The organism is Sphingobium scionense (assembly GCF_014197035.1).
In the GTDB taxonomy this organism is placed as follows: Bacteria; Pseudomonadota; Alphaproteobacteria; order Sphingomonadales; family Sphingomonadaceae; genus Sphingobium; species Sphingobium scionense.
In genome coordinates this window covers 68,305-90,833 of sequence record NZ_JACIEU010000008.1, presented here as the reverse complement: position 1 = coordinate 90,833, position 22,529 = coordinate 68,305, and the positions used below count along the sequence as shown (strand labels likewise).

The window sequence follows — 22,529 nt, the reverse complement described above, 5'->3', positions numbered from 1 at the left end:
TCTCTTATGCCCGGCAGGCTGGCATGGGGCGGCGATGGCGTATTGGCATTAGGCGCAGCTTTATCGATATGATACGCAGCAAAGCGACGACGAGGCAGACAGGCGCGCGATGGAGGAGCAGGATTTTTTCTTCGGGCTGGAAGGCCCGCTGGAGGCGGTGCCGGCCGCCGGCCAGATGCGCGCGGCCAATCTGCGCGGCTTTTCCGACTATGTCCGCGCGCGCGGTGGGGCGCCGCGCCGCATTCTCGCCCAGCATGGCCTCGACCCGATGGTGCTGGCCGATCCGGACAGCCATATCGCCTGCCAGCAGGTGGCGGCGATGTTCGAATATTGCAGCCTGTTGTTCGACGATCCGCTGTTCGGCCTGCACCTTGCCGCCACCCAGGACGCCGACATTTTCGGCAGCGTCACCGCTGTCTGCCGGGCCGCGCCGGACCTGCGCGCCGCGATCGCCAGCCTGATCCGCTACCTGCCGGTCGCCCATTCGCCCGAGGCGCAGCTGGAACTGGTGGAAGATGGCGGCATGGCCGAACTGCGCTGGGTGGTCGGCGCCGATCTCGGCTTCAACGACCAGGCCAATTATCAGGCGATGATGCTGATCCTGCTGCTGTTGCGGACCGTCAGCGGACAGCGCTTCCGTGCCGCCTGGGTGCAATTTTCCGCCGATCCCAGCCCGCGCGAACTGATCGAGATAGAGGCCTTGCTGGGCACGGCCGTCCGCCCGCGCGCGCCGGGCAGCGCGATCGGCTTTTCGGCAGCCTTGCTCGACCTGCCGATCGCAACGGCCAATCGGCTGACCTATCGGCTGGTCGGCGGCTATCTGGGCCGGCTGCGCCTGTTCAACCATGCCGACATGGCGGAACGGGCGCGATCCTATGTGCGCGGCGCGCTGCCGGCGGGGACATGTGCGATCGAACGCTGCGCCGACCGGATGGGCCTGTCGGTGCGGACGCTGCAAAGCCGGCTTGCCGCCCATGGTCTGCATTTCAGCGATCTGGTCGAGGAACAGCGCGAACAGCTCTCCCGCATCTATCTGCGCCAGACGCCGATGCCGATCGAAGAGGTGGCGGAGCGGCTGGGCTATGCCGAACAGACCAGCTTCGGCCGTGCGTTCAAGCGCTGGACCGGCCAGACGCCCCGACAGTTCCGCAACGCCTAGCGCAGCAGCCGCACCCAGGCATCGGACAGCGCCTCCAGACCGAAATGGTCGATCCGGTCGCCGGGGCGGATCGCGGTGGCGATATCCAGCTGCCGTGCCAGCGCGTCGGCCATCGCCGCCGCATCGGCCGGGTCGACCAGCAGACCGCAGCGCCCATGATCCAGCAGGTCGACGGCGTTGCCGGCGCTGCGCGACGCGACGATCGGCACGTCCACGGCCATCGCCTCCAGCAACACGTTGGGCGACCCCTCCCACCAGCTGGGCAGGACGAAGGCATCGGCATGGGCCAGCCAGGGAAAGACATTGTCGACCGTGCCGGGCAGGTCGAGATCGTCGGCTATGCCCAGCCCCCGCGCCTGCGCCCGCAGGCTGTCGCAGGCGCGGTCGCGGCTTTCGCCCAGGATGATGAGCCGCGCCGGCCTTTGCCGCCGCAGGATCGCGAAGGCGGCAAGCAGGGTGGCGAAATTCTTCTGCGGCGCCAGCCGGCCGATCGCCAGGATCACTGGCGGCATGCGCCCCATCCAGCGGTGCGGCACCGGCCCGTCGGCCAGGAAGCGGGCGGCATCGGCGTCGATGCCATTGGGGATCACCGCCACCTTGCCCGCCCGCGCCGCGCCGGCAAAGGCGGGCGTATCCGCCAAGGTCGGCGACACCAGCACCAGATGATCGGCGTCGCGCGCCAGCAGCCGCGCCATCGCGGTGCGGCTGAGGCGCCCGAGCCCGCCCGACGGCGCGCCCGCCGCATTGCGCATGATATCGTTGCTGATGCGATAGATGCGCCGAACGTGCCGCAGCCCCTGGCTCGCCGCCCAGGCGGTGCCATGGCCATGATTGCCCGCCGAGATCAGCGTCGCGCGCTCCCGCGATCGCAAATGTCGCCGCAGTGCCGCGATCGCCTGCCGCTTCTCGCGCGGGCGCGACGGATTCGGCTTGGCCAGCAGCGTATGATGCGGCACGCCGGTCACGCCCTCCCCGCCCGGCAGCGCCGTCACCAGTTCGACATCCAGCCCGCGCGCCGCCAGTTCGGCGGCCAGGATACGGACATTGCGCACCACGCCGGTCGCGGCCAGCGCATGGACATAGAGGATGATCACGCCCGGCGCGGGTCGCGCTCGATCGCGCCGGCCGCCTGCCAGCGCTGCGGCGGCAGGTGGCGCAGATGATGGCAATAGAGCGCGCCGAGCCGGCTATCCGCCAGTCCTCGGCCGCTCACCAGTTGCATGATGTCGGTGCCGGGGTTCCAGTTGCCCTCCACCAGCACCGGGCCTTCCGGCGTCAGGCCAACATCCCAGCCGATCACGGTAAAGCCCGATCGAAAGGCGAGATGCGCGCGCAGCGCCAGCGCCACGGCGGCATCGAGATCGGGCACCAGACGGCCGCTGATGATCGCGCCGGTCAGCGGGTGCCGGTCACAGCGGATTGGCGCGCCGTCCGGTCCCGCCCGCCATACCGGGCCGCAATGCCCATCGGCATCGACCGACAGCACCAGATTGCCCGCATTGAAATTATCCACAGGGCGTCCGCCGCCGGCAGACAGGCGCAGCGCCAGCGCGCAGGCCTCGGGCGTGCCGACCTCGTCCAGGCAGGTGACGACGCGCAAGGTCGGCAGCGCGCCCGGCGACATATCCGCCAGCGCATCATGGGTGGCCAGGCAGCGCTGAATCACTCCGCCGACCGCCCAGAGCGCCAGCAGGCGCGCACGCAGCGCGTCGTCGGCGATCGGACCTTCCGCGCCTTCCCAGCGTCCGCCCTTCCTCTCGAAGCGCACCACGCCCTGCCCCTTGGAGCAATAGCTGGGCTTGGCGATGATGATGCTCTGGCGATGAAGCCAGCTGGCGATATCGATGGCCTCCAGCGCGAAACTATCGGGCACCGGCAATCCAGCCGCAGCGGCATGGCGGGCGAAAAGCTGCTTGTTCTTGAGCGGATTGGCCTCGGTCGGGAAGGCGCCGGGATTGAGCAGCCGATGCAATCCCTTGCGGTCGCGCATGCTGAGGCCCTGCGCCCGCACCGCATCGCACAGCAGGCGCCGTTCCGATGCGGCCCAGCCACTGCGCCCGCTCGCCGCGATCAGCCGCGCGATGGTCCGGCGACCGGCCGACCAGTGGTGACGCAATCCGTCATGATAGGCCGCCAGCAGGACATTGCCGTCAGCCGGGGGTAACGCGCGCAGCGTGAACAAGGGTCAGGCCGCCTCGACCCGCGCCATGCGCTGTTCCAGCAATTCGCTCGCCACGCCATGGCTGCGCGCATTGTCGACGTCGATCGCGATCGCGCCGTCGCTGAGGATCACCGGCGCGATCACCATGCGGAAGCGGCGGGAGAAACGCGCAAAGGCCTGGCCCAGCGTGCCGATGCCGAAGCGGAAGCGGATCAGGTTGATAAGGCCGAAGGCGCCGATGATCCGCATCGGATGCTTCACGAACTGCCCGCCCGAGCGGAAGGTCTCGGCCGCCGCCAGCGCCTTTGCATCCTTCAGCCAATAGGTGTTGCAGTTGGAAAATTCGTCGTCGGCGAAGCGATAGAATTTGCGCTGTCCCTGCGGATGCGCGGCGAGCACCGAGGCGCGCCGGGTGAAGGCGACGCCGGCATTGGCCCCCTGCGCGGCGCAGCCGTCCAGCATCTCGGCCAGCGCATCGGGCGTCAGCAGCACATTGTCGGCGGTGGTGATCAGTAACGGGAAGCGCGCGCCATCGGCCGCCGCCAACACGGAATCGACCAGATTGGGCCGGGCAGGAATAGCGACCAGCCGCCCGGTATTCCGTAGCCCGCGCAGTTGCGGCAACGTGTCAAGCACCACCACATCCTCGATCGCGACCCGGATCTCGCCGATACGCGGGCTGGCCGCCAGCGCCTCGATCACATGGACCAGCATCGGCTGGCCGACCACCGGAACCAGGCATTTATGGGTGACGCCCGCTTCCAGTGCGAGCGGATCGGTCGCACCGTCACGCTTGCCGGCCAACACCAGCGCCGTCGCCATAGCGGGCATCAGGCCGCTTCCCGCACCGGCATTTCGGTCAGCAGGCCGTGTCGGCCCAGGCTGTGCGCGACGATCGTTTCGACCAGGCTCTGATGATCGACACCGATCGACGCGGCCGAGCGCGAGATCGTCTTCTTCGACCAGAGATTGCAGGAAAGATTGACCTCCATGAACAGCAATTCGCCAGATGCAGGATCGTAGCGAAACTCGAACCGGCCATAGTCGAACGGCCAGAGTTCGGGCAGCAGGCGGCGGGTCATATCCTCCAGTCGCGCGCGCAGGTCGCGATCCTCGACCAGGATCAGCGGATCATCGCCCGCATCGATCAGGCCGCGCTTTTCCTCATAGCTGCGCTCGCGATGCGGATCGGCCGGCACATACATCATCGGCGGGAGAATCCAGGGCTGGCCACCGCTGCCGCCGACGACCGGCACGGCCACGTCGAGCAAGGGCGCCCAGGCCTCGACCAGCACATCATGGCCCAGGCCATGGAGATGATCGGCATGGGCATGGGCCTCCGCCCAGCTATCGACCATCGCCAGCCCCCAGGAGGCCGAGGATGCATTGGGCTTCACCACCAACCGCTCCGCCTGGAATTCCGACCCGGCGGGCATGGCGCCCCGACGCAGGATGCGCGCCGGCATGGTCGGCACGCCATGGGCGCGGGCGATCAGCTTGGAGAGATATTTGTCGTCCGACACGCCGCGCACGATCGGGCTCGCCCCCAGGAAGGGCACGCCGCGCCAGGACAGCAACAGCGGCGCCAGCATCTCGCTATTCTGGAAGCCACCCCGGTTCAGCAGGGTGACGACGAAGTCGACATCCGGCTTGTCGAACAGCGCCTCATAGCTATCGGCGACCGCGACATGGAGACCAATCGCCTCCAGCGTCGATCGCATCTCATAATGGTAGATGGCATGATTGCCATCCACGCTGTCGGCCCCGCCGCCCTTGCAGGCATGCTTGGCCAGGAACAGGAGGCGCAGCCGGGCCTTGTCGGCCGGGGAGATGCGCATGCAACGATCGGTCGGGTTCAGCATGGCGCCGCAATAGCGCGCGCCCGTTACGCTGGATTGACGGTCCGATGACGCCGCTTGGTCGATCCGGCGACAGGGCGGTTACGAAATGGCTTCAGTTTTCGGACAGCGCCTCAAACAGGGCCGGGTGGCGCGCGCGAAGCGTCAGCAACAGGATCACCAGCTTGCCGTCCTGCAATTGCTGCGCCTCGAACCGTCGCCACAGGTCGGCGAGCGACAGTTCATGGACCAGGATATTCTCCTGCTCCTCGACCAGACCGCCGCCATCCGCGACACGGTCCGCCGAGCAATAGGGTGCCAGGAAATAGTCGATCTTCTCGGTGACGACGCTGGGGATGCTCCAGATCTGGCCGACCGGCTCCACCATGTCGAGCGCCACGCCCGCTTCCTCCAGCGCTTCGCGCCGGGCGCAATCGGCCGGTTCATCCTCCAATATGCCGGCGATCGCCTCCAGCATGTCGGGCAGACCCGCGAGCATCACCGGCGTCCGCGGCATGGAGACGACCAGTGCAACCCGGCGGTCCGGATCATAGGGCAGCACCGCGACGGCGCGGCGCATCTCCACCACATGGCGATCGCATTCCACGCCATCGTCCATCCGCAGCCGCATCAGCCGCAGGTTGAGCCAGCCTTCATACAGGGCGCGGCTCGACAGGATTTCGGTCACGCCGCGACCATCTGCACGGCCACCGCTTCGGCCACCTTGATGCCGTCGATCGCCGCCGACAGGATGCCGCCGGCATAGCCCGCGCCCTCACCCGCCGGGTAGAGGCCGGCGACGTTGAGGCTCTGGTAATCCTTGCCGCGCGTGATGCGGATCGGCGAGGATGTGCGGGTTTCCACGCCGGTCATCACCGCGTCGGGATCGTCATAGCGGGCGATCTGGCGACCAAAGGCGGGCAGCGCCTCATGGAACGCCTCGATCACATAGTCGGGCAGGCAGAGCGACAGATCGGTCGGCGTGACCCCCGGCTTGTAGGAGGGCACGACCGACCCCAGCTGGGTCGAAGGCCGACGCGCGAGGAAGTCGCCGACCGTCTGCCCCGGCGCCCAGTAGGAAGAACCGCCCGCGACATAGGCCAGGCTTTCCCAATGGCGCTGCAGTTCGATTCCGGCCAATGGCCCCTCCGGGAAATCGCGCGCCGGATCGATGCCGACGACCAAGCCCGAATTGGCGTTGAATTCGGCGCGGCTATACTGGCTCATGCCATTGGTGACGACGCGGCCTTCTTCCGAGGTGGCGGCGACCACCCGGCCACCCGGACACATGCAGAAGCTGTAGACGGTGCGACCATTGGCGCAGTGATGGGCTAGGCTATAGGCGGCGGCCCCCAGGTCGGGATGGCCGGCGCAATTGCCATAACGCGCCTTGTCGACCCAGCTTTGCGGATGCTCGATCCGCACGCCGATCGAAAAGGGCTTGGGTTCGATATGCACGCCCTTGCCATGCAGCATCGTGAAGGTCGGGCGGGCGCTGTGGCCCACGGCCAGGACGACGTGGTCCGCCTCGATCACGCTGCCGTCGTGCAGGACCAGCCCGCGCAGCTTCTGCGTGCCGTCGCCCTGCCGTTCCAGCACCAGATCGTCGACGCGGTGCTGCCAGCGATATTCGCCGCCCAGCGACTCGATCTGCTTGCGCATCGCTTCGACCATCGAAACCAGGCGGAAAGTGCCGATATGGGGATGCGCTTCCCACAAGATATCGTCGGGTGCGCCGGCAGCGACGAACTCCTCCAGCACCTTGCGGCCGAGGAAACGGGGATCCTTCACCCGGCAATAAAGCTTGCCGTCGGAGAAGGTGCCCGCCCCGCCCTCCCCAAACTGGACATTGGAGTCGGGGTTGAGTTCGGCCCGGCGCCACAAGCCCCAGGTGTCCTTGGTCCGCTCGCGCACCACCTTGCCGCGATCCAGGATGATCGGCTTGAACCCCATCTGCGCCAGGATCAGACCGGCGAACAGGCCGCACGGCCCCGCCCCGATCACCACCGGGCGCTTGCCCTGCCAGCCGTCGGGCACATGGGCGACGAACTTGTAGCTTGTGTCGGGCGTCGGCCGGACATCATGGTCCTTGGCAAAGCGCTCCAGCACCGCGGCCTCGTCGGCCACCTCGATGTCGAGCGTATAGACCAGCTGGATCGCGCTGCGGCGGCGCGCATCATTGCCGCGCCGCACGACGCTGTGGCCAAGCAGTTCCTGCGACTCCAGACCCAGGCGTTCGCAGATGGCGACGGGCATCGCCTCGGCCGGGTGGTCGAGGGGCAGTTTCAAACCGGAAAGACGGATCATGGCGCCGCCCATAATCGCAAATCGCCCGAAATGCTATTCCCCGAGGCGGTGGCACGGCCGATCGTCCCGCGCATCTTCTAACCTTGACGTAAACGTAAACCCGTCATAGTCTTCGCACATGAACACGCGCACCAGCATTGCCGGCATCGAGCTTCCCGATGACCGTGACCAGCAGAGCTACAGCATCACCGACCTCAGCGAGGAGTTCGGCGTCACCGCCCGTGCCCTGCGCTTCTACGAAGATGAAGGGTTGATCGCACCGGAGCGTCAGGGCCTGGCCCGCGTTTATTCGCGCCGCGACCGCGCCCGCCTCGCCTGGATCCTGCGCGGCAAGCGCGTGGGCTTCAGCCTCAACGACATTCGCGAGATGATCGACCTCTATGACGCCGACGAGGGTCATGAGGAACAGCGCCGCGTGACGATCGACAAGTGTCGCGCGCGCATCGACCTTCTGACCCGCCAGAAGGACGATATCGATGCCGCCATCGCCGAACTGGCGAGCTTCATCGGAACGATCGAGAAATAAGCCGGAGCCGCACCGCCGGCTCCCCCGCTACAGAACAAAAACGCCTGGAGAAGATTCATGCCCAGCTACAACGCCCCTGTCCGCGACACCCGCTTCGTGCTCGACCATGTCGTCGGGCTGGAGCGCTACGCCAACCTGCCCGGTTTCGAGAATGCGACCCCCGACCTGGTCGAGGCGATCCTGACCGAAGGCGGCAAGATCGCGTCGGAAGTGCTGTTCCCGATCAACGCCGTGGGCGACAAGGAAGGCTGCACCCGTCATGCCGACGGCAGCGTCACCACGCCGACCGGCTTCAAGGCGGCCTATGACCAGTTTGTCGAGGGCGGCTGGACCACGCTGCACGCGCCGACCGAATTTGGCGGCCAGGGCCTGCCCAATGTCGTCGCCACCGCCGTCACCGAATATGTGCTGTCGGCCAACCAGGCGTTCGAAATGTATCATGGCCTGACCGCCGGCGCGATCGCCGCGCTGATCGCCAAGGGCAGCGACGAACAGAAGGCCACCTATCTGCCCAACATGGTGTCGGGCGTCTGGACCGGCACGATGAACCTGACCGAGCCGCATTCCGGCACCGACCTGGGCCTCATCAAGACCAAGGCCGTGCCGAACGGCGATGGCAGCTTCGCGATCAGCGGCACCAAGATCTTCATCTCGGCCGGCGAACATGACCTGGCGGAGAATATCATCCACCTCGTCCTCGCCAAGACGCCGGGCGCGCCCGACAGCAGCAAGGGCATCTCGCTGTTCGTCGTGCCCAAGTTCATCGTCAATGAAGACGGCTCGCTGGGCGACCGCAACGCTGTGTCCTGCGGTTCGCTCGAACATAAGATGGGCATCCACGGCAACGCCACCTGCGTCATGAACTATGACGGCGCCAAGGGCTGGCTGGTCGGCGAGGAGAATAAGGGCCTGGCCGCCATGTTCATCATGATGAACGCCGCGCGCCTGGGCGTCGGCCTGCAGGGCCTGGGCCAGGGCGAGATCGCGTTCCAGAACGCCGTCCATTACGCCAAGGACCGTCGCCAGGGCCGCGCGCTCACCGGCCCCAAGGAGCCGGAAGAAAAGGCCGACACGCTGTTCGTCCACCCCGATGTCCGCCGCATGCTGATGGAAGGCAAGGCGCTGACCGAGGGCCTGCGCGCTCTCATCCTGTGGGGCGCATTGCAGCATGACCTGTCGCACAGCGCAGCGACCGAGGAAGAGCGTCAGGCGGCCGACGATCTGCTGCAGTTGCTGACCCCGGTGATCAAGGGCTATGGCACCGACAAGGGCTTCGACGTTGCGGTGTCGAGCCAGCAGGTGTTCGGCGGCCATGGCTATATCTGGGAAAATGGCGTCGAGCAGTATGTGCGTGACGCCCGCATCGCCCAGATCTATGAAGGCACCAATGGCGTGCAGGCGATGGACCTGGTCGGCCGCAAGCTGCCGATGAATGGCGGCCGCGCGCTCCAGGCCTTCCTCAAGATCCTGGCTACCGAAATCGCCGAGGCTAAGACCAACGAGAAGCTGGCGAGCTTCGCCGATGCGCTCGAAAAGGCCAAGGGCCAGCTTGAAGCGGCAACCATGTGGCTGATGCAGAACGCGATGAAGAACCCCGACAATGCCGGGGCCGGCGCGCATCATTATATGCATATCCTGGGCATCGTCGCCACCGGCCTGATGTGGCTGCGCATGGCCAAGGCCGCCACCGGCCTGCTCGACGCGGGCGAAGGCGATGCCGGCTTCCTGGAAGCCAAGCTGGTTACCGCCCGCTTCTTTGCCGAGCGCATCATGCCCGACGCCGGTTCGCTCCGCCGCAAGATCGAGGGCGGCGCCGACACGCTGATGGCGCTCGACCCCGACATGTTCCTGGCGGCCTAAACAAACCTAATCCCGCCCTGCCGCGCTTTCGGGCCGGGAGGGCGGGCATTCGCCGATGCGGCGGCCGTTGAGCAGATAGCGCGTTTCGTCGCGAAAGCGCTCCATTTCGGTCGTCGCGAGCATCATTCCCTCGATTGTGTCGGCGGACAATATCGCACTCAGGCGCATGTCGGTGCTGCCATAGCGCGATGGACAGGATCGGGTGACGCTGAGCCGCCCTTCCTCCACTTCCATGCGTGCCAGCATGCAGCCCTTGAGCCCCTCGCGCTCGAAATGATCATCGACAAATTGCTGCAGCGTCTCCGCATCACTGCGGCTGAGGCATAGCTGATAGCGATAGCCCGGCGGTGCCGGCGGCAAACCACCTGGCCGTCGGGCACCGATGACCTTCCACCCCACCATCTGGCTGAACATCCGCCCTTTCTCGATCTCCCACAGACCCGGCCTGATCCGGTAGCGCGATCCGGTCACGAGGATGTCCGCATCCCGCTCGGCCGGCGGCAGGCTGATCTGCGGACCGGGCAGCGCGACCGAAGCGACCGATTGTCGCGCCTGTTCCAGCGCCGCGGGACGCACGAGGACCACATCCTCCGCTTCCATATCCGCATCGACCAGCGCCGCGATCCGGTCGCTGACACAGGCCTGCGCCTCGCGCCGTCGGCCATGGCCATCGGCGACGCACTGGCGCACGAACTCGCACATCGCCTGATCGACCCGATCCTCGCCGCTGCTGCGCGTGATCGTGCAGCGGACAAGATCGCGGCCGCGCACATCATAGTCGATACCGACCTTGCGCAGCTTGGCAGCGGTCACGATGATCGGATCGTCGGCATCGGCCGCGACAAGTGACGAGGACAGAAGCATCAACGCGCCTATTGCGATCGGTCGCATGTCCCGCCTCTCCTGCTCTATTCTTGGCCAAGGATCACCCGAAGCGCGCCGCCATGCAAGTCCGAACGAAGGCGCAACGATCCGCACTGGCCCTGCCCCCTTTTCACCGATAGACAGGGGCGATGAACAGCCCGCCGCCGGCACAGGATGTGATCCCCCACCGCCCGGTGCGGACGCTGGGGCTGGCCGCCTGCATCGCGCTGGTCATGGGCAATATGATCGGATCGGGCGTGTTCCTGCTACCTGCCGCGCTCGCCCCCTTCGGCTGGGATGCGGTCGCCGCCTGGGTGTTCACCATCGCCGGCTCCTTGATCCTGGCTTTCGTGATCGCCCGGCTGACCGTCGCCATGCCCGATGCCAATGCCGCGCAGATGAGCGCGCGCGCCTATGGCCCGCTGGCCGGCTTCGCGATCGGCTGGATCTACTGGCTGTCGATCATCATCACCAATGTGACGATCGCGGTCGCGGCCACCGCCAACCTGTCCAGCCTGCTGCCGGTGCTGAACCGGCCGGGCATGGGCGCGCTCTGCTCGATCGGCTTCATCTGGCTGACCACCGCGATCAACCTGCGCGGCGCCCATGCCGCCGGCACGGCGCAACTGGTGACGACGATCATCAAGATCGTGCCCATCCTGGTCGTGCTGGTGCTGCTGGTGCTGACGATCGGGCGCGGCACGGCGGAAATCGTGCCCTTCCCGGCCCAGGGCTTTACCGGCAGCGGCATCACGGCAGCAGCGGCACTGACGCTGTGGGCCCTGCTCGGTTTCGAATCCGCCTCGGTCGCGGCCGACAAGGTCAAGGATCCCGCCCGCACCGTGCCGCGCGCAACGATGATCGGCACGGCCGTCACCGGCCTGCTCTATCTGTTCGTCTGTTCCGGCATCGCCCTCACCCTGCCCGGCGCGGAAACCCAGACCGGATCGCCCTTCGGCGCCTATGTCACCCATTATTGGTCGGCCGGTCCCGCCAGCCTGATCGCGACCTTCGTCGTCATCAGTTGCCTCGGCGCGCTCAATGGCTGGACCCTGTTGCAGGGGGAAGTGCCGCTGGCGATGGCGCGCGCCGGCGAACTGCCAGCCTGGCTGGCGGGCACGGATGCGCGCGGCACGCCGGTACGCGGACTGATACTGTCCAGCATCCTTGCCAGCCTGCTGCTGATCGCCAACAGCCTGCAGGGGCTGGTGGCATTGTTCACCGCCATGGCGCTGCTCGCGACATCGGCGACCCTGTGGCTCTATGTGGGTTGTGCGCTGGCCGCGCTGCGCTTGCGGATCGCGGTGCCAGCGGCAGCGATTGGCCTCGCCTATGCCTGCTGGACTTTATGGGGCGCCGGCCTCATTCCCAGCGGCGCCAGCTTCCTGCTGATGACGGGCGGCCTGCCCTTCTACTGGTGGGCGCGACGATCGGCTCGCCGATAGCGCCCACCAGCCAAGGATATGCCTAGCGCTTCCAGCGCGCCCAGATGGCGGTGGGGAGCAGCAGGCCGCGGGCTTCCTCGCGCACGGTCAGTTCGCCCGCTTCCACCTCGCCGGGTAGGTCGGCAAAGGCCTGGCGCAGCAATTCGCCGATCGCCAGCGCCGACATGCGCACCGCATAGACGGTGAGGAACAGGAAGCGGCTGTCCGCGTCCAGCAACTGGCGGCAATTGGCGATCAGGCCGGGCAGATCCTCTTCCAGCCGCCAGACTTCGCCGTCGGGGCCGCGTCCATATTTCGGCGGGTCGAGCAATATGCCGTCATAGCGGCGGCCGCGCCGCACTTCGCGCGCGACGAACTTGGCCGCATCCTCGACGATCCAGCGGATCGGCCGGTCGCCCATACCCGACAGGTCGGCGTTGGCCCGCGCCTGCGCCACCGATTTCTTCGACGCGTCGACATGGACCATGCGCGCGCCGGCCGCCGACATGCCCAGCGTGCCGACGCCGGTATAGCCGAACAGGTTCATCACCTCGGCCTCGGGCTTGTCGGCCGTGCTGGCGCGCATGAAATCCCACACCGGTGCCATGTCGGGGAAGAAGCCGAGATGGCGGAAGGGGGTGCAACTCGACTGGAAGGTCACTTCCTTCCAGTGCAGCGGCCAGCCTTCGGCCGGGACCGGCTTGTCATAATACCAGCGGCCGCCGCCATCCTCGTCAGAGCCAGGGATGAATTCGCCGTCGGCGCGCCAGTCTTCGGTCGCCGGCGCCCACATCGCCTGCGGTTCGGGGCGGATGAAGCGGAAACGGCCATAGCGTTCGAGCTTGCGGCCATTGCCCGAGTCGATCAGTCCATAGTCGGACCATGCTTCGCCGATGAGAGTCTTGAGTTCCATTGGGGCCTCATCGTCTCTTGCGCCGCTCCTGTCGAGAGGGGATCAACCCGCGATCAGCCGCGCGGCGTCGCCCGCTCCGCGACATAGGCGGTCACCGCCTCGAACGTGCCGGGCAGCTTGGCATAGCTTTCCTCGCGCGCGAACAGGTCGCCGACCCGCGCGGGCAGCGGCGGCCGCGTGCCGGTTGCCCGCTCCACCGCGTCGCGGAACTTGGCGGCATGGGCGGTCGCCAGCGTCACCACGGGGATCGACGGATCAATGTCCGCCGCGCGCGCGGCGGCCAGGCCAATGGCGCTGTGCGGATCGATCACCTGCCCGGCGGCGTCGAACGCCCAGCGCATCGCCATGGTCATGCCGTCGGCATCGATCCGGGCGGAGGTGAACAGGTTGGCCGCGCCCTCCCGCTGCGCATTGGTGAGGCGCATCGCCTTGCTTGCCTCGAAACCCTGCATCTGCTGGGCGAGCGCAACGCCGTCACGGCCGCCGGCATCGAACAGCAGCCGCTCGAAATTGGAGCTGACCTGGATGTCCATGCTGGGCGTCGCGGTCGGCACGACCTGGCCCTGGCTATAGTCGCCCTCCGACAAAGCGCGGTGCAGGATGTCGTTGACGTTGGTGGCGACCACCAGCCTGGCGACCGGCAGGCCCATTTTCGACGCGACATAGCCGGCGAAGACATCGCCGAAATTGCCGGTCGGCACCGAGAAGGCGATCGGGCGTTCGGGCGCGCCCAGCCGCACGGCGGCGTAGAAATAATAGACGACCTGCGCCATCAGCCGCGCCCAGTTGATGCTGTTCACCGCCGACAGGTTGAAGCGCGCCTTGAAGTCCGCATCGTTGAACATGCGCTTCACCAGCGCCTGCGCATCGTCGAAGCTGCCGTCGATCGCGATGTTGTAGACATTGGGCGCCAGCACAGTGGTCATCTGGCGACGCTGCACGTCGGACACGCGGCCCTCTGGATGCAGCATGAAGATGTCGACCTTTTCGCGCCCGGCGACCGCATCGATCGCGGCCGAACCGGTATCGCCCGATGTGGCGCCGACGATGGTCAGATGGTCGTCGCGGCGCGACAGGAAACGCTCAAACAACTGGCCGAGCAGCTGGAGCGCGACATCCTTGAACGCCAGCGTCGGACCATGGAACAACTCCAGCATCCAGTGGCGATTGTCGAGCTGGACCAGCGGCGTCACCGCGTCATGGCTGAACCGGCCATAGGCGGCGGTGCAAAGCTCGCGCAGTTCCTCTTCGCTCAGCGATCCGGCGACGAAGGGCGCCATGACCCGCACGGCGGTCTCGACATAGGAGAGGCCGGCGAGGGCGCGAATATCGGCGGTGGAAAATTGCGGCCAGCTCTCCGGCACATAAAGCCCACCGTCGGACGCCAGGCCCGCCAGCGTGACATCTTCAAAACCGAGCGCCGGTGCGCTGCCCCTGGTGCTGACATATTGCATAATGGGAAAGCGCGGTAGCGACGCGCGCGCGCCGGGGCAAGCCTTTACGACGGCCTTGCCGGCTCCGCATTGCGTCGGCGCAGGACAAGCAGATAGATTATTGCCGCCAATGCCGCAAAAATGAACCATTGCACCGCATAGGCGAGATGATTGTTGGGCACGTCGGCGGTGCTGGGCGGTGCCATCGGCTTGAGGCCCGGCGGTGCGACGCGCGCGATCAGCATCGGCCGCAGCGGCATGGTCTTGCTCCCTGCCCGCGCGATCAGCGAGCGATGATCGGGCTCCTGCGAAATCCAGCCTTCGACCTGCCCGCCGGTCCAGGCCGGCTTGTCGTCGGGCTTCTGCCCGACCCCGATCGCCACCAGCGCGCCCGGCCCTTCGGCCCCGGTCGCGCATTGGGCGATATGGCGATAGCCGGTCGATCCGTCGGCGGCGCGCCCGGCCTCCACCTGCCAGCCCACGACCCGCAGGCAATGGACCGAGGACGGACGGAACAGCAGTTCGTCGGGCACCGGCGGCATCTTGGGGAAGGCGACGGCCGGGCGCGACACATTGCTGGCGGCCAGCGCCAGCATCGATTCCTTCTCGCCCCGGCGCTGCAACTGCCAGAAGCCGAGCGCGATCATGACTACGATCGCGACACAGACCAGCAGGGTCGGGACAATCGGGATTCGCCGTCCGCTCATGCGTTGCCCTTCTCCACCACCCGCCCCTCGCGGGCATTCTTGCGATATTCGACCGTCAGCAGCGCGCCCTTGGCGATGCGCAGGCTGCCGACCACCGCGCCGGCGGTCAGCGGCGTCCAGAGCAGCAGGTGCAGCCACAGCGGCGGATGGACGGTCAGTTCCAAGGTCAGCGCCAGCGCGACCATGACCGCGCCGATGATCAGCGTCAGGAAAGCCGCCGGCCCGTCGCCGACATTATATTGGCCATAGTCGAGCCCGCACTGGCGACAGCCCGACGCAAAACGCACCGGCCCGTCGAACAGGGTCGGTGCGCTGCAACGGGGGCAAAGGCCGCGGGCGGAGGCCGCAAGCAGGTCCATGCCTGTCGCCTTCGCCGTCATCCTTGAAACATCAGCCGCCGTGGACCGGCGCGCCCCAGCCACCCCAGACATAGATGGCGGCGAACAGGAACAGCCACACCACGTCGACGAAATGCCAGTACCAGGCAGCCGCTTCGAAGCCGAAATGCTGTCGCGGGGTGAAGTCGCCCTTATAGACGCGGACCAGGTTGACCACCAGGAAGATGGTGCCGATCAGCACATGGAAGCCGTGGAAGCCGGTCGCCATGTAGAAGGCCGAACTGTAGGGCGAACCGCCGAACGGGAAGGGCGCATGCATATATTCATAGGCCTGGATGCAGCTGAACAGCGCGCCCAGGATCACCGTGCACCACAACCCCTTCTTCAGCCCTTCGCGATCGCCATGGATCAGCGCATGATGCGCCCAGGTGACGGTGGTGCCCGAGCAGAGCAGGATCAGCGTGTTGAGCAAAGGCAGCTCGAACGCGTTCATCACCTCGATCCCCTTGGAGGGGAACAGGCCCTCGATCGGCGCCAGTTCGCTGGGGAAGAGGGAGAAGTCGAAAAAGGCCCAGAACCAGCCGACGAAGAACATGACTTCCGACGCGATGAACAGGATCATGCCATAGCGCAGATGCAACTGGACCACCGGCGTATGATCACCCGCATGCGCCTCCGCGATCACATTGCTCCACCAGCTGAACATGGTGAAGAGAACCCCGGCGACGCCGATCAGGAAGATCCAGCCACCACCGGCCGGCATGGCATCGGGATGCATCCACATGATTGCGCCCATCGCCATCACCAGCGCCGACATCGAACCGAACAGCGGCCAGATGCTGGGCGGAAGGATATGATAATCGTGGTTCTTGGCGCCTGCCATGATGCTCTCTCTTCCCTGTCTTATCGCGTTTATCGTTATATGCTTAGCTTGGCTGCTTCCCCTGCTCAACAGGGTAGAAGGTATAGCTGAGCGTAATCTGCTGCGTGTCCTTGTTGTCGGGATCCTGCAATATCTTGGGATCGACATAATAGATCACCGGCATGCGCACTTCCTCACCGGGTTGCAGCGTCTGCTGGGTGAAGCAGAAACACTGGATCTTGGTGAAATAGGCGCCCGCCTGGGTCGGCGTGACGTTGAAGCTGGCGGTGCCGGTCACCGGCTTGTCGGACAGGTTCTTGGCAATGAAAATCGCCATGTCGCGGGCACCGACCGTCACCGTGTCGGTGCGATGTTCGGGCCGGAATAACCAGGGCATGCCGGGCTGGACGTTGGAATCGAAGCGGATCGACATGGTCCGCCCGGCCACCGGGGTCAGCTTCACATCGGCCGCCGCGCGCTGGGTCGTGCCGCCGAAACCGGTCGTCTGGCAGAAGATGCGGTAGAGCGGGACGGAGGCGAAGCCGAGGGCAAGCATCGCCAGGCCGATACCCGCCATCGCCACCAGCGTCCGCCGGTTGCGGCGGTCGCGATCAAAGGGCGAAGGCGGGAACGAGGCCATCAGATATTATGGCTCGCGCCGATCTTCGCCAAAGTGATGGCGAAGAAGAGGATGGCAAGGAAGCCGAGCAGCAGCCCGGTCACCAGCGCGCGGGACTTCTGCCGCGCGCGCACCTGGTCCTGCTCCTCCGGGCTCATGCCAGCAGCCAGCGGTCGACGACCACTGCCCCGAACAGGAGGAAGAGATAGAGGATCGAATATTTGAACAATCGCTTTTCCGGCGCCATCCGCGCGGGATCGCTCTCGCGGCGCAGATAGACCTGGAAGGCCATGGCCGCGAAGATCGCGGTGCCGACAAGCGCGGCGGTGCCATAGATCGCACCGGTCAGGTGCAGCACGACCGGGGCCAGCGCCGCAACCGCCATGATGAAGGTGTAGAAGAGGATCTGGCGCCGGGTCACGACCTCGCCCGAAACGACCGGCAGCATCGGAATGCCGGCGGCGGCGTAATCGGTCTTCACGAACAGCGCGAGCGCCCAGAAATGGGGCGGCGTCCAGAAGAAGATCAGCATGAAGAGCGCGACGGGCAGCGCGGTGATGTCGCCCGTCACCGCCGCCCAGCCGATCACCGGCGGAAAGGCGCCGGCCGCGCCGCCGATGACGATATTCTGCGCCGTCCGGGGTTTCAGCCAGATGGTGTAGATGAAGACGTAGAAGAGGATCGAGACGGTCAGCACCGCGGCGGCCAGCCAGTTGGTCGCCATCCCCATCAGGATCACCGAGAAGAAGGACAGGCCGACGCCGAAATGCAGCGCCGTCTGCCGCTCCATCCGCCCGGCGGGCAGCGGCCGGCTGGCGGTGCGCTTCATCTTGGCGTCGATATCGGCTTCCCACCACTGGTTGAGCGCGGCGGCTGCGCCGGCGCCCAGCGCGATGCACAATATCGCGGTAAAGCCCAGCACCGGATGGATATGGCCGGGCGCGGCGAGCAGCCCGCACAGGCCCGTGAACACCACAAGCGTCATCACCCGCGGCTTGGTCAGCGCGACGAAATCGCGCCAATGAGCGGGCAGGACGGGGGCATTAGCCCCGGACGAAAGCGGCGAACTGGCCATAAACTCCTCTTCGATCAGCCGGCGCCCCATACAGGCCCTGACCGATTCCGGCAAATGGACAGACGGTCCTACCCTTCTGCCCCGCCGCAGGGGGACGGAGTGCCCGGTCGGGACCGGGCACCCGCATGGCGATCAGTCGATGACCGGCAGGGTCTCGAACTGGTGATAGGGCGGCGGGCTGGTCAGCGTCCATTCCAGCGTCGTGGCGCCCTCGCCCCAAGGATTGGCTTCGGCCTTCTTACCGGCCGCGAGCGACCAGATCAGGTTAACGAAGAAGACCATCATGCCCGCGAACATGACCATATAGCCCATGGTCGCGACCCAGTTCCAATGTTCGAACGCTGCCGGATAATCGGGGTAGCGGCGCGGCATGCCCGACAGGCCCAGGAAATGCATCGGGAAGAACAGCAGGTTCACGCCGGCGAAGAACACCCAGAAGTGCAACTGGCCGAGAAACTCGTTGTACATCTTGCCCGACATTTTCGGGAACCAGTAGTAGAAGCCGGCGAACAAGCCGAACACCGCGCCCAGCGAGAGCACATAGTGGAAGTGCGCCACGACATAATAGGTGTCGTGCAGCACGTCGTCGACGCCGCCATTGGCCAGCACGACGCCGGTCACGCCGCCCACGGTGAACAGGAAGATGAAGCCCAGCGCCCACACCATCGGCGTCTTGAAGCTGATCGAGCCGCCCCAGATGGTCGCGATCCACGAGAAGATCTTGATGCCGGTCGGCACCGCGATGACCATGGTGGCGGCGGTGAAATACATCTTCACATTCACCGACATGCCAGTGGTGAACATATGGTGCGCCCAGACCACGAAGCCGACCACGCCGATCGCGACCATGGCATAGGCCATGCCGAGATAGCCGAACACCGGCTTGCGGCTGAAGGTCGAGATGATCTGGCTGACGATGCCGAAGCCCGGCAGGATCATGATATAGACTTCGGGGTGGCCGAAGAACCAGAAGAGATGCTGGTAGAGTTCGGGATCGCCACCGCCGGCGGCATCATAGAAGGTGGTGCCGAAATTGCGATCGGTCAGCAGCATGGTAATGGCAGCCGCCAGCACCGGCAGCGCCAGCAGCAGCAGGAAGGCGGTGACCAGCACCGACCAGACGAACAACGGCATCTTGTGCAGGGTCATGCCCGGCGCGCGCATGTTCAAAATGGTGGTGATGAAGTTGATCGCGCCCAGGATGGAGCTGGCACCCGCGATATGCAGCGACAGGATCGCCATGTCGACGGCGGGGCCGGCGGAGCCGCTGGTCGAGAGCGGGGCATAGACGGTCCAGCCGGTGCCCGCGCCATTGCCGGTGCCGCCGGGCACGAAGGTCGACCCCAGGAGCAGGGCGAAGGCCGGAATGAGCAGCCAGAAGCTGACATTGTTCATCCGCGGGAAGGCCATGTCCGGCGCGCCGATCATGATCGGCACGAACCAGTTGCCAAAGCCGCCGATCATCGCAGGCATCACCATGAAGAAGACCATGATGAGGCCGTGGGCGGTGATCAGCACGTTCCACAGATGATAGGCCTGGTCGAGCGTCGCGGCGGGACCGTCGCTCCACTGCGCCCACAGGTGCAGATACTGGATGCCCGGATGCGCCAGTTCGGCACGCATCAGACCCGAAATGCCGCCGCCGATAATGCCGGCAACGATCGCGAAGATCAGATAGAGGGTGCCGATGTCCTTGTGGTTGGTGGACATGAACCAGCGCTGGAAGAAGGCCGGCTTGTGATCGGCATCATGATGATCATGGGCCTCATGGCCGTGAGCGTCGCCATGATGGTCGGCGGTGATGGTGGTCATGACGTTCCTACCCCTCAGATCTTCTTTTCAGCAGTGACGGGCGCGGCGTCAGCCGTCTTCTCCGCCGCTGCGCCCTTCAGCGTGCCACCCTGAGACCGGACCCACTGGTCGAACTGGGCCGGGGGCAGTGCCTCGATCGCGATCGGCATGAAGCCGTGGCGCGCGCCGCACAGTTCCGAACATTGGCCATAATAGACGCCCGGCTTCTCGATGGTGAAGCTCTTCTCGTTGAGGCGTCCGGGCACGGCGTCCATCTTCACCCACAGCGACGGCACGGCAAAGCTGTGGATCACATCCGCGCCGGTGATGATCAGCTTGACCGGACGACCGGCCGGCAGGACCAGGCGATTGTCGGGCGCGAGCAGATAGGGCTCGCCATTTTCCTTGGCCTTGTCCTCGGGCAGCATGTTCGACACGAACTCAGGGATGCCGTTGTCGGGATATTCATAGCCCCAATACCATTGATAACCCGTGACCTTGACGGTCAGCGCATCCTTGGGCGCGGGCTTATACTGGTCCGCGAGCAGCCCGATCGACGGGATCGCGATCACCAGCAGGATGAGGACCGGAACCAGCGTCCACACCACTTCGATGACGGTGTTGTGGGAGGTCTTGGACGGCACCGGATTGGCGGAGCGGCGATAGCGCACCATCACATAGAGCATCAGCAGCAGCACGAAGACCGAGATGATGGTGATGAGCGGCAGCAGCATCTTGTCGTGCAGCCAGCGCGCGGTGTGGCCGGTGGAGGTAAACTGTTCCTGCAGCGTGATTTCGCCGGGCTTGGGCATGCCGATGCCTTCGGTCGGCTTCATCCGCGGCGGGGCGGCGACCTTGGCGACGGGAGCGGCTTCGGCGGCAGGTGCCGTTGCATTGGCGGGTGATTCGGCCGGAGCGGCTGCATTGTCCGCTGCGGGCGCGGCGGCGGCGACATTGTCCTGCGCCATCGCCATCGGGCTCATCATCGCCGCCGGAACACATGCCAGCAAAGCGGCTAGAACGAGCGATTTCACCTTTTTCATAGCCTCATCTACCCCTAACCCCTTGTTGCCGCTGCAACGATCAACGTCCGCTTTTCACGTCGTTGCCGCCCGTTCGGTCTGTCGCGGCTTATAGGCACGGAATTTTTCCGCCTCAAGTCAGTGTGGACCAGATTTTCTTCGCTGTTGCAACGCCTCCCGCTCCCGCCTATCTCGCACCTCGCGCACAGGAGCGCGATCATGGGCATGTCGTGCCCGTGCGATATGGCGGGTCGGGAGCCGTTTCGAGCATCCCCCGCAACGGAATATTGGAACAGGGCGGAATGACCGACGAAGAAGTATTGGCAGAATTCCGGGCGGCAGGTGCGCTGCTCGAAGGACATTTCATCCTGTCGTCGGGCCGCCGCAGCGCCAATTACCTGCAGTGCGCCCGCGTGCTGATGAATGCCGAGCGCGCCGGCAAGCTGGCCCGCGCGATCGTGCAGCAATTGCCGCGCGAACTGCGCCAGGAGATCGACCTGGTCGTTTCGCCCGCCATGGGCGGCCTGATCGTCGGCCATGAAGTCGGCCGGGCGCTCGACAAGGATGCGGTGTTCCTGGAGCGCCCCGAGGGCGTGTTCGAACTGCGCCGTGGCTTTGCCATATCGCCGGGGCAGAAAGTGCTGATGGTGGAAGACGTCGTCACCACCGGCTTGTCCTCGCGCCAGGCGATCGAGGCGGTCGAGCGCGAAGGCGGCATCGTCGTCGCCGAAGTGGCGCTGGTCGATCGTTCGGCCGGCGAAGTGGACCTGGGTGTTCCCTTCTACCCGCTCGTGAGCATCAATTTCCCGGTCTATGACGCCGATCAGCTGCCGCCCGAACTGGAAGCGGTGCCGGCGATCAAGCCCGGCAGCCGGAAGCAGTAAGATGGCCGCCGTTCCGCTGCGCCTGGGGGTCAATATCGACCATGTGGCGACGATCCGCAACGCGCGGGGCGGCGAACATCCCGATCCGGTCAAGGCCGCGCTGCTGGCGGTGAAGGCCGGCGCCAACGGCATCACCGCGCATCTGCGCGAGGATCGCCGCCACATCCGCGACGCCGATATCGCGATGCTGATGGCTTCGCTCGACGTGCCGCTGAACCTGGAAATGGCGGCGACGCAGGAAATGCTGGGCATCGCCCTCAAGCACAAGCCGCACGCCGCCTGCATCGTGCCGGAAAAGCGCGAGGAGCGCACGACCGAGGGCGGCCTCGACGCCGCCGGCCAGATCGCGGTGCTGCGCCCGATCGTCACGGCGCTCACCGACGCCGGCATCCGCGTCAGCCTGTTCATCGAGGCCGACGCCGCCCAGATCGAGGCCGCGATCCAGCTTGGCGCGCCCGTGGTCGAATTTCACACCGGTGCCTATGCCCATCTGACCGGCGAGGCGCGCGCGGTCGAGCTGCGCCGCATCGCCGACGCCGCCGCGCTCGCCGCCAAGAACGGCATCGAACCCCACGCCGGCCATGGCCTCACCTTCGACAATGTCGCGCCGATCGCCGCCATCCCACAGATCGCCGAACTCAATATCGGCCATTTCCTGATCGGCGAGGCGATTTTCGGCGGACTGGAAGCCAGCATCCGCGAAATGCGCCGCCAGATGGACCTGGCCCGATGAAGGCCGCCAAAGC

General features: G+C 66.0%; 23 protein-coding genes. 6 read left to right on the top strand and 17 right to left on the bottom strand.

Translation table 11 applies throughout. The features are described 5' to 3' along the window. Nucleotides 1–109: 109 nt before the first annotated feature. Complete coding sequence (locus tag GGQ90_RS11005; RefSeq protein ID WP_188082204.1) at nt 110–1,159, top strand: AraC family transcriptional regulator; 1,050 nt, start codon at nt 110–112, stop codon at nt 1,157–1,159. On the opposite strand, the gene GGQ90_RS11000 is transcribed toward GGQ90_RS11005, so the two are convergent. The 6 genes from GGQ90_RS11000 to GGQ90_RS10975 all read right to left on the bottom strand — a co-directional run bounded on the left by GGQ90_RS11000 (nt 1,156) and on the right by GGQ90_RS10975 (nt 7,465). Further along, nucleotides 1,156–2,253 (bottom strand): glycosyltransferase, encoded by a 1,098-nt coding sequence (locus GGQ90_RS11000; protein ID WP_188082203.1) that lies wholly within the window; start codon nt 2,251–2,253, stop codon nt 1,156–1,158. The two genes, GGQ90_RS11005 and GGQ90_RS11000, sit on opposite strands and share 4 nt — an antisense overlap. After that, nucleotides 2,250–3,341 carry a sugar-transfer associated ATP-grasp domain-containing protein gene (locus GGQ90_RS10995; RefSeq protein WP_188082202.1) on the bottom strand — a complete coding sequence of 364 codons (1,092 nt, stop codon included), beginning with the start codon at nt 3,339–3,341 and terminating at the stop codon, nt 2,250–2,252. The genes GGQ90_RS11000 and GGQ90_RS10995 overlap by 4 nt, the downstream gene beginning before the upstream one ends. Before the next feature lie 3 nt (nt 3,342–3,344). Continuing rightward, on the bottom strand, nt 3,345–4,151 hold the full coding sequence (locus GGQ90_RS10990; protein WP_188082201.1) for an NTP transferase domain-containing protein: 807 nt from the start codon (nt 4,149–4,151) through the stop codon (nt 3,345–3,347). Continuing rightward, complete coding sequence (locus GGQ90_RS10985) at nt 4,151–5,182, bottom strand: D-alanine--D-alanine ligase family protein (protein WP_188082200.1); 1,032 nt, start codon at nt 5,180–5,182, stop codon at nt 4,151–4,153. The genes GGQ90_RS10990 and GGQ90_RS10985 overlap by 1 nt, the downstream gene beginning before the upstream one ends. A gap of 91 nt (nt 5,183–5,273) precedes the next feature. Beyond that, nucleotides 5,274–5,846 carry an NUDIX domain-containing protein gene (locus GGQ90_RS10980; protein ID WP_188082199.1) on the bottom strand — a complete coding sequence of 191 codons (573 nt, stop codon included), beginning with the start codon at nt 5,844–5,846 and terminating at the stop codon, nt 5,274–5,276. Beyond that, nucleotides 5,843–7,465, bottom strand: a complete 1,623-nt coding sequence (locus tag GGQ90_RS10975; RefSeq protein WP_188082198.1) for an NAD(P)/FAD-dependent oxidoreductase — start codon at nt 7,463–7,465, stop codon at nt 5,843–5,845. The genes GGQ90_RS10980 and GGQ90_RS10975 overlap by 4 nt, the downstream gene beginning before the upstream one ends. A gap of 118 nt (nt 7,466–7,583) precedes the next feature. Here GGQ90_RS10975 and GGQ90_RS10970 point away from each other — a divergent pair, with 118 nt between their 5' ends. Together GGQ90_RS10970 and GGQ90_RS10965 are read left to right on the top strand one after the other, a co-directional pair. Next, nucleotides 7,584–7,991 carry a MerR family transcriptional regulator gene (locus tag GGQ90_RS10970; protein ID WP_004210206.1) on the top strand — a complete coding sequence of 136 codons (408 nt, stop codon included), beginning with the start codon at nt 7,584–7,586 and terminating at the stop codon, nt 7,989–7,991. 57 nt (nt 7,992–8,048) lie between these two features. Next, nucleotides 8,049–9,851, top strand: a complete 1,803-nt coding sequence (locus GGQ90_RS10965) for an acyl-CoA dehydrogenase C-terminal domain-containing protein (protein ID WP_048936367.1) — start codon at nt 8,049–8,051, stop codon at nt 9,849–9,851. A 6-nt stretch (nt 9,852–9,857) separates the two neighbouring features. Here the strand turns inward: GGQ90_RS10965 and GGQ90_RS10960 are convergent, their stop codons facing one another. Continuing rightward, nucleotides 9,858–10,742, bottom strand: a complete 885-nt coding sequence (locus GGQ90_RS10960; protein WP_188082197.1) for a DUF3617 domain-containing protein — start codon at nt 10,740–10,742, stop codon at nt 9,858–9,860. Between the two features lie 122 nt (nt 10,743–10,864). Between GGQ90_RS10960 and GGQ90_RS10955 the strand changes: the two genes are divergently transcribed. Beyond that, nucleotides 10,865–12,160 carry an amino acid permease gene (locus GGQ90_RS10955; RefSeq protein ID WP_188082196.1) on the top strand — a complete coding sequence of 432 codons (1,296 nt, stop codon included), beginning with the start codon at nt 10,865–10,867 and terminating at the stop codon, nt 12,158–12,160. 22 nt (nt 12,161–12,182) lie between these two features. Here the strand turns inward: GGQ90_RS10955 and GGQ90_RS10950 are convergent, their stop codons facing one another. The 10 genes from GGQ90_RS10950 to coxB all read right to left on the bottom strand — a co-directional run bounded on the left by GGQ90_RS10950 (nt 12,183) and on the right by coxB (nt 20,920). After that, nucleotides 12,183–13,052 carry an RsmD family RNA methyltransferase gene (locus tag GGQ90_RS10950; RefSeq protein ID WP_188082195.1) on the bottom strand — a complete coding sequence of 290 codons (870 nt, stop codon included), beginning with the start codon at nt 13,050–13,052 and terminating at the stop codon, nt 12,183–12,185. 53 nt (nt 13,053–13,105) lie between these two features. Then, the gene (gene thrC, locus GGQ90_RS10945; protein ID WP_188082194.1) at nt 13,106–14,506 is read right to left on the bottom strand and encodes a threonine synthase; all 1,401 of its coding nucleotides are present in this window, start codon (nt 14,504–14,506) and stop codon (nt 13,106–13,108) included. Nucleotides 14,507–14,550: 44 nt separating this feature from the next. Continuing rightward, nucleotides 14,551–15,192 carry an SURF1 family protein gene (locus tag GGQ90_RS10940; protein ID WP_188082193.1) on the bottom strand — a complete coding sequence of 214 codons (642 nt, stop codon included), beginning with the start codon at nt 15,190–15,192 and terminating at the stop codon, nt 14,551–14,553. Next, complete coding sequence (locus tag GGQ90_RS10935; RefSeq protein ID WP_188082192.1) at nt 15,189–15,572, bottom strand: DUF983 domain-containing protein; 384 nt, start codon at nt 15,570–15,572, stop codon at nt 15,189–15,191. The genes GGQ90_RS10940 and GGQ90_RS10935 overlap by 4 nt, the downstream gene beginning before the upstream one ends. Before the next feature lie 10 nt (nt 15,573–15,582). After that, nucleotides 15,583–16,413 (bottom strand): cytochrome c oxidase subunit 3, encoded by an 831-nt coding sequence (locus tag GGQ90_RS10930; protein WP_188082191.1) that lies wholly within the window; start codon nt 16,411–16,413, stop codon nt 15,583–15,585. Between the two features lie 43 nt (nt 16,414–16,456). Then, on the bottom strand, nt 16,457–17,032 hold the full coding sequence (locus tag GGQ90_RS10925) for a cytochrome c oxidase assembly protein (RefSeq protein WP_188082190.1): 576 nt from the start codon (nt 17,030–17,032) through the stop codon (nt 16,457–16,459). Further along, nucleotides 17,032–17,169, bottom strand: coding sequence for a hypothetical protein (locus GGQ90_RS10920; protein ID WP_188082189.1), 138 nt, complete (start codon nt 17,167–17,169; stop codon nt 17,032–17,034). The genes GGQ90_RS10925 and GGQ90_RS10920 overlap by 1 nt, the downstream gene beginning before the upstream one ends. Then, nucleotides 17,166–18,086 carry a heme o synthase gene (locus GGQ90_RS10915; RefSeq protein ID WP_188082188.1) on the bottom strand — a complete coding sequence of 307 codons (921 nt, stop codon included), beginning with the start codon at nt 18,084–18,086 and terminating at the stop codon, nt 17,166–17,168. Before GGQ90_RS10915 ends, GGQ90_RS10920 begins: the two co-directional genes overlap by 4 nt. 132 nt (nt 18,087–18,218) lie before the next feature. Continuing rightward, nucleotides 18,219–19,898 (bottom strand): cytochrome c oxidase subunit I, encoded by a 1,680-nt coding sequence (ctaD, locus tag GGQ90_RS10910; protein WP_188082187.1) that lies wholly within the window; start codon nt 19,896–19,898, stop codon nt 18,219–18,221. A 14-nt stretch (nt 19,899–19,912) separates the two neighbouring features. Further along, a complete protein-coding gene (gene coxB, locus GGQ90_RS10905) occupies nt 19,913–20,920 on the bottom strand; it encodes a cytochrome c oxidase subunit II (protein WP_188082186.1) in 1,008 nt (335 codons plus the stop codon). Nucleotides 20,921–21,201: 281 nt separating this feature from the next. Here coxB and pyrE point away from each other — a divergent pair, with 281 nt between their 5' ends. Both pyrE and GGQ90_RS10895 read left to right on the top strand, forming a co-directional pair. Next, nucleotides 21,202–21,783: an orotate phosphoribosyltransferase gene (pyrE, locus tag GGQ90_RS10900; protein WP_188082185.1), complete on the top strand. Its 582-nt coding sequence runs from the start codon at nt 21,202–21,204 to the stop codon at nt 21,781–21,783. 1 nt (nt 21,784) lies between these two features. Then, nucleotides 21,785–22,516, top strand: a complete 732-nt coding sequence (locus GGQ90_RS10895; RefSeq protein WP_188082184.1) for a pyridoxine 5'-phosphate synthase — start codon at nt 21,785–21,787, stop codon at nt 22,514–22,516. The last annotated feature ends 13 nt before the right edge of the window (nt 22,517–22,529 follow it).

Excerpts from the sequence above, each read along its gene's own strand:
- GGQ90_RS10965 (WP_048936367.1), top strand. The coding sequence starts at position 8,049 with ATGCCCAGCTACAACGCCCCTGTCCGCGACACCCGCTTCGTGCTCGAC.
- GGQ90_RS10955 (WP_188082196.1), top strand. The coding sequence starts at position 10,865 with ATGAACAGCCCGCCGCCGGCACAGGATGTGATCCCCCACCGCCCGGTG.
- GGQ90_RS11005 (WP_188082204.1), top strand. The coding sequence starts at position 110 with ATGGAGGAGCAGGATTTTTTCTTCGGGCTGGAAGGCCCGCTGGAGGCG.
- pyrE (WP_188082185.1), top strand. The coding sequence starts at position 21,202 with ATGACCGACGAAGAAGTATTGGCAGAATTCCGGGCGGCAGGTGCGCTG.
- GGQ90_RS10920 (WP_188082189.1), bottom strand. The coding sequence starts at position 17,169 with ATGAGCCCGGAGGAGCAGGACCAGGTGCGCGCGCGGCAGAAGTCCCGC.
- GGQ90_RS10935 (WP_188082192.1), bottom strand. The coding sequence starts at position 15,572 with ATGACGGCGAAGGCGACAGGCATGGACCTGCTTGCGGCCTCCGCCCGC.
- GGQ90_RS10975 (WP_188082198.1), bottom strand. The coding sequence starts at position 7,465 with ATGATCCGTCTTTCCGGTTTGAAACTGCCCCTCGACCACCCGGCCGAG.
- thrC (WP_188082194.1), bottom strand. The coding sequence starts at position 14,506 with ATGCAATATGTCAGCACCAGGGGCAGCGCACCGGCGCTCGGTTTTGAA.
- GGQ90_RS10930 (WP_188082191.1), bottom strand. The coding sequence starts at position 16,413 with ATGGCAGGCGCCAAGAACCACGATTATCATATCCTTCCGCCCAGCATC.
- coxB (WP_188082186.1), bottom strand. The coding sequence starts at position 20,920 with ATGAAAAAGGTGAAATCGCTCGTTCTAGCCGCTTTGCTGGCATGTGTT.
- GGQ90_RS10970 (WP_004210206.1), top strand. The coding sequence starts at position 7,584 with ATGAACACGCGCACCAGCATTGCCGGCATCGAGCTTCCCGATGACCGT.
- GGQ90_RS10915 (WP_188082188.1), bottom strand. The coding sequence starts at position 18,086 with ATGGCCAGTTCGCCGCTTTCGTCCGGGGCTAATGCCCCCGTCCTGCCC.
- GGQ90_RS10940 (WP_188082193.1), bottom strand. The coding sequence starts at position 15,192 with ATGAGCGGACGGCGAATCCCGATTGTCCCGACCCTGCTGGTCTGTGTC.
- GGQ90_RS10960 (WP_188082197.1), bottom strand. The coding sequence starts at position 10,742 with ATGCGACCGATCGCAATAGGCGCGTTGATGCTTCTGTCCTCGTCACTT.
- GGQ90_RS10895 (WP_188082184.1), top strand. The coding sequence starts at position 21,785 with ATGGCCGCCGTTCCGCTGCGCCTGGGGGTCAATATCGACCATGTGGCG.
- GGQ90_RS10925 (WP_188082190.1), bottom strand. The coding sequence starts at position 17,032 with ATGGCCTCGTTCCCGCCTTCGCCCTTTGATCGCGACCGCCGCAACCGG.
- GGQ90_RS10990 (WP_188082201.1), bottom strand. The coding sequence starts at position 4,151 with ATGCCCGCTATGGCGACGGCGCTGGTGTTGGCCGGCAAGCGTGACGGT.
- GGQ90_RS10985 (WP_188082200.1), bottom strand. The coding sequence starts at position 5,182 with ATGCTGAACCCGACCGATCGTTGCATGCGCATCTCCCCGGCCGACAAG.
- ctaD (WP_188082187.1), bottom strand. The coding sequence starts at position 19,898 with ATGACCACCATCACCGCCGACCATCATGGCGACGCTCACGGCCATGAG.
- GGQ90_RS10950 (WP_188082195.1), bottom strand. The coding sequence starts at position 13,052 with ATGGAACTCAAGACTCTCATCGGCGAAGCATGGTCCGACTATGGACTG.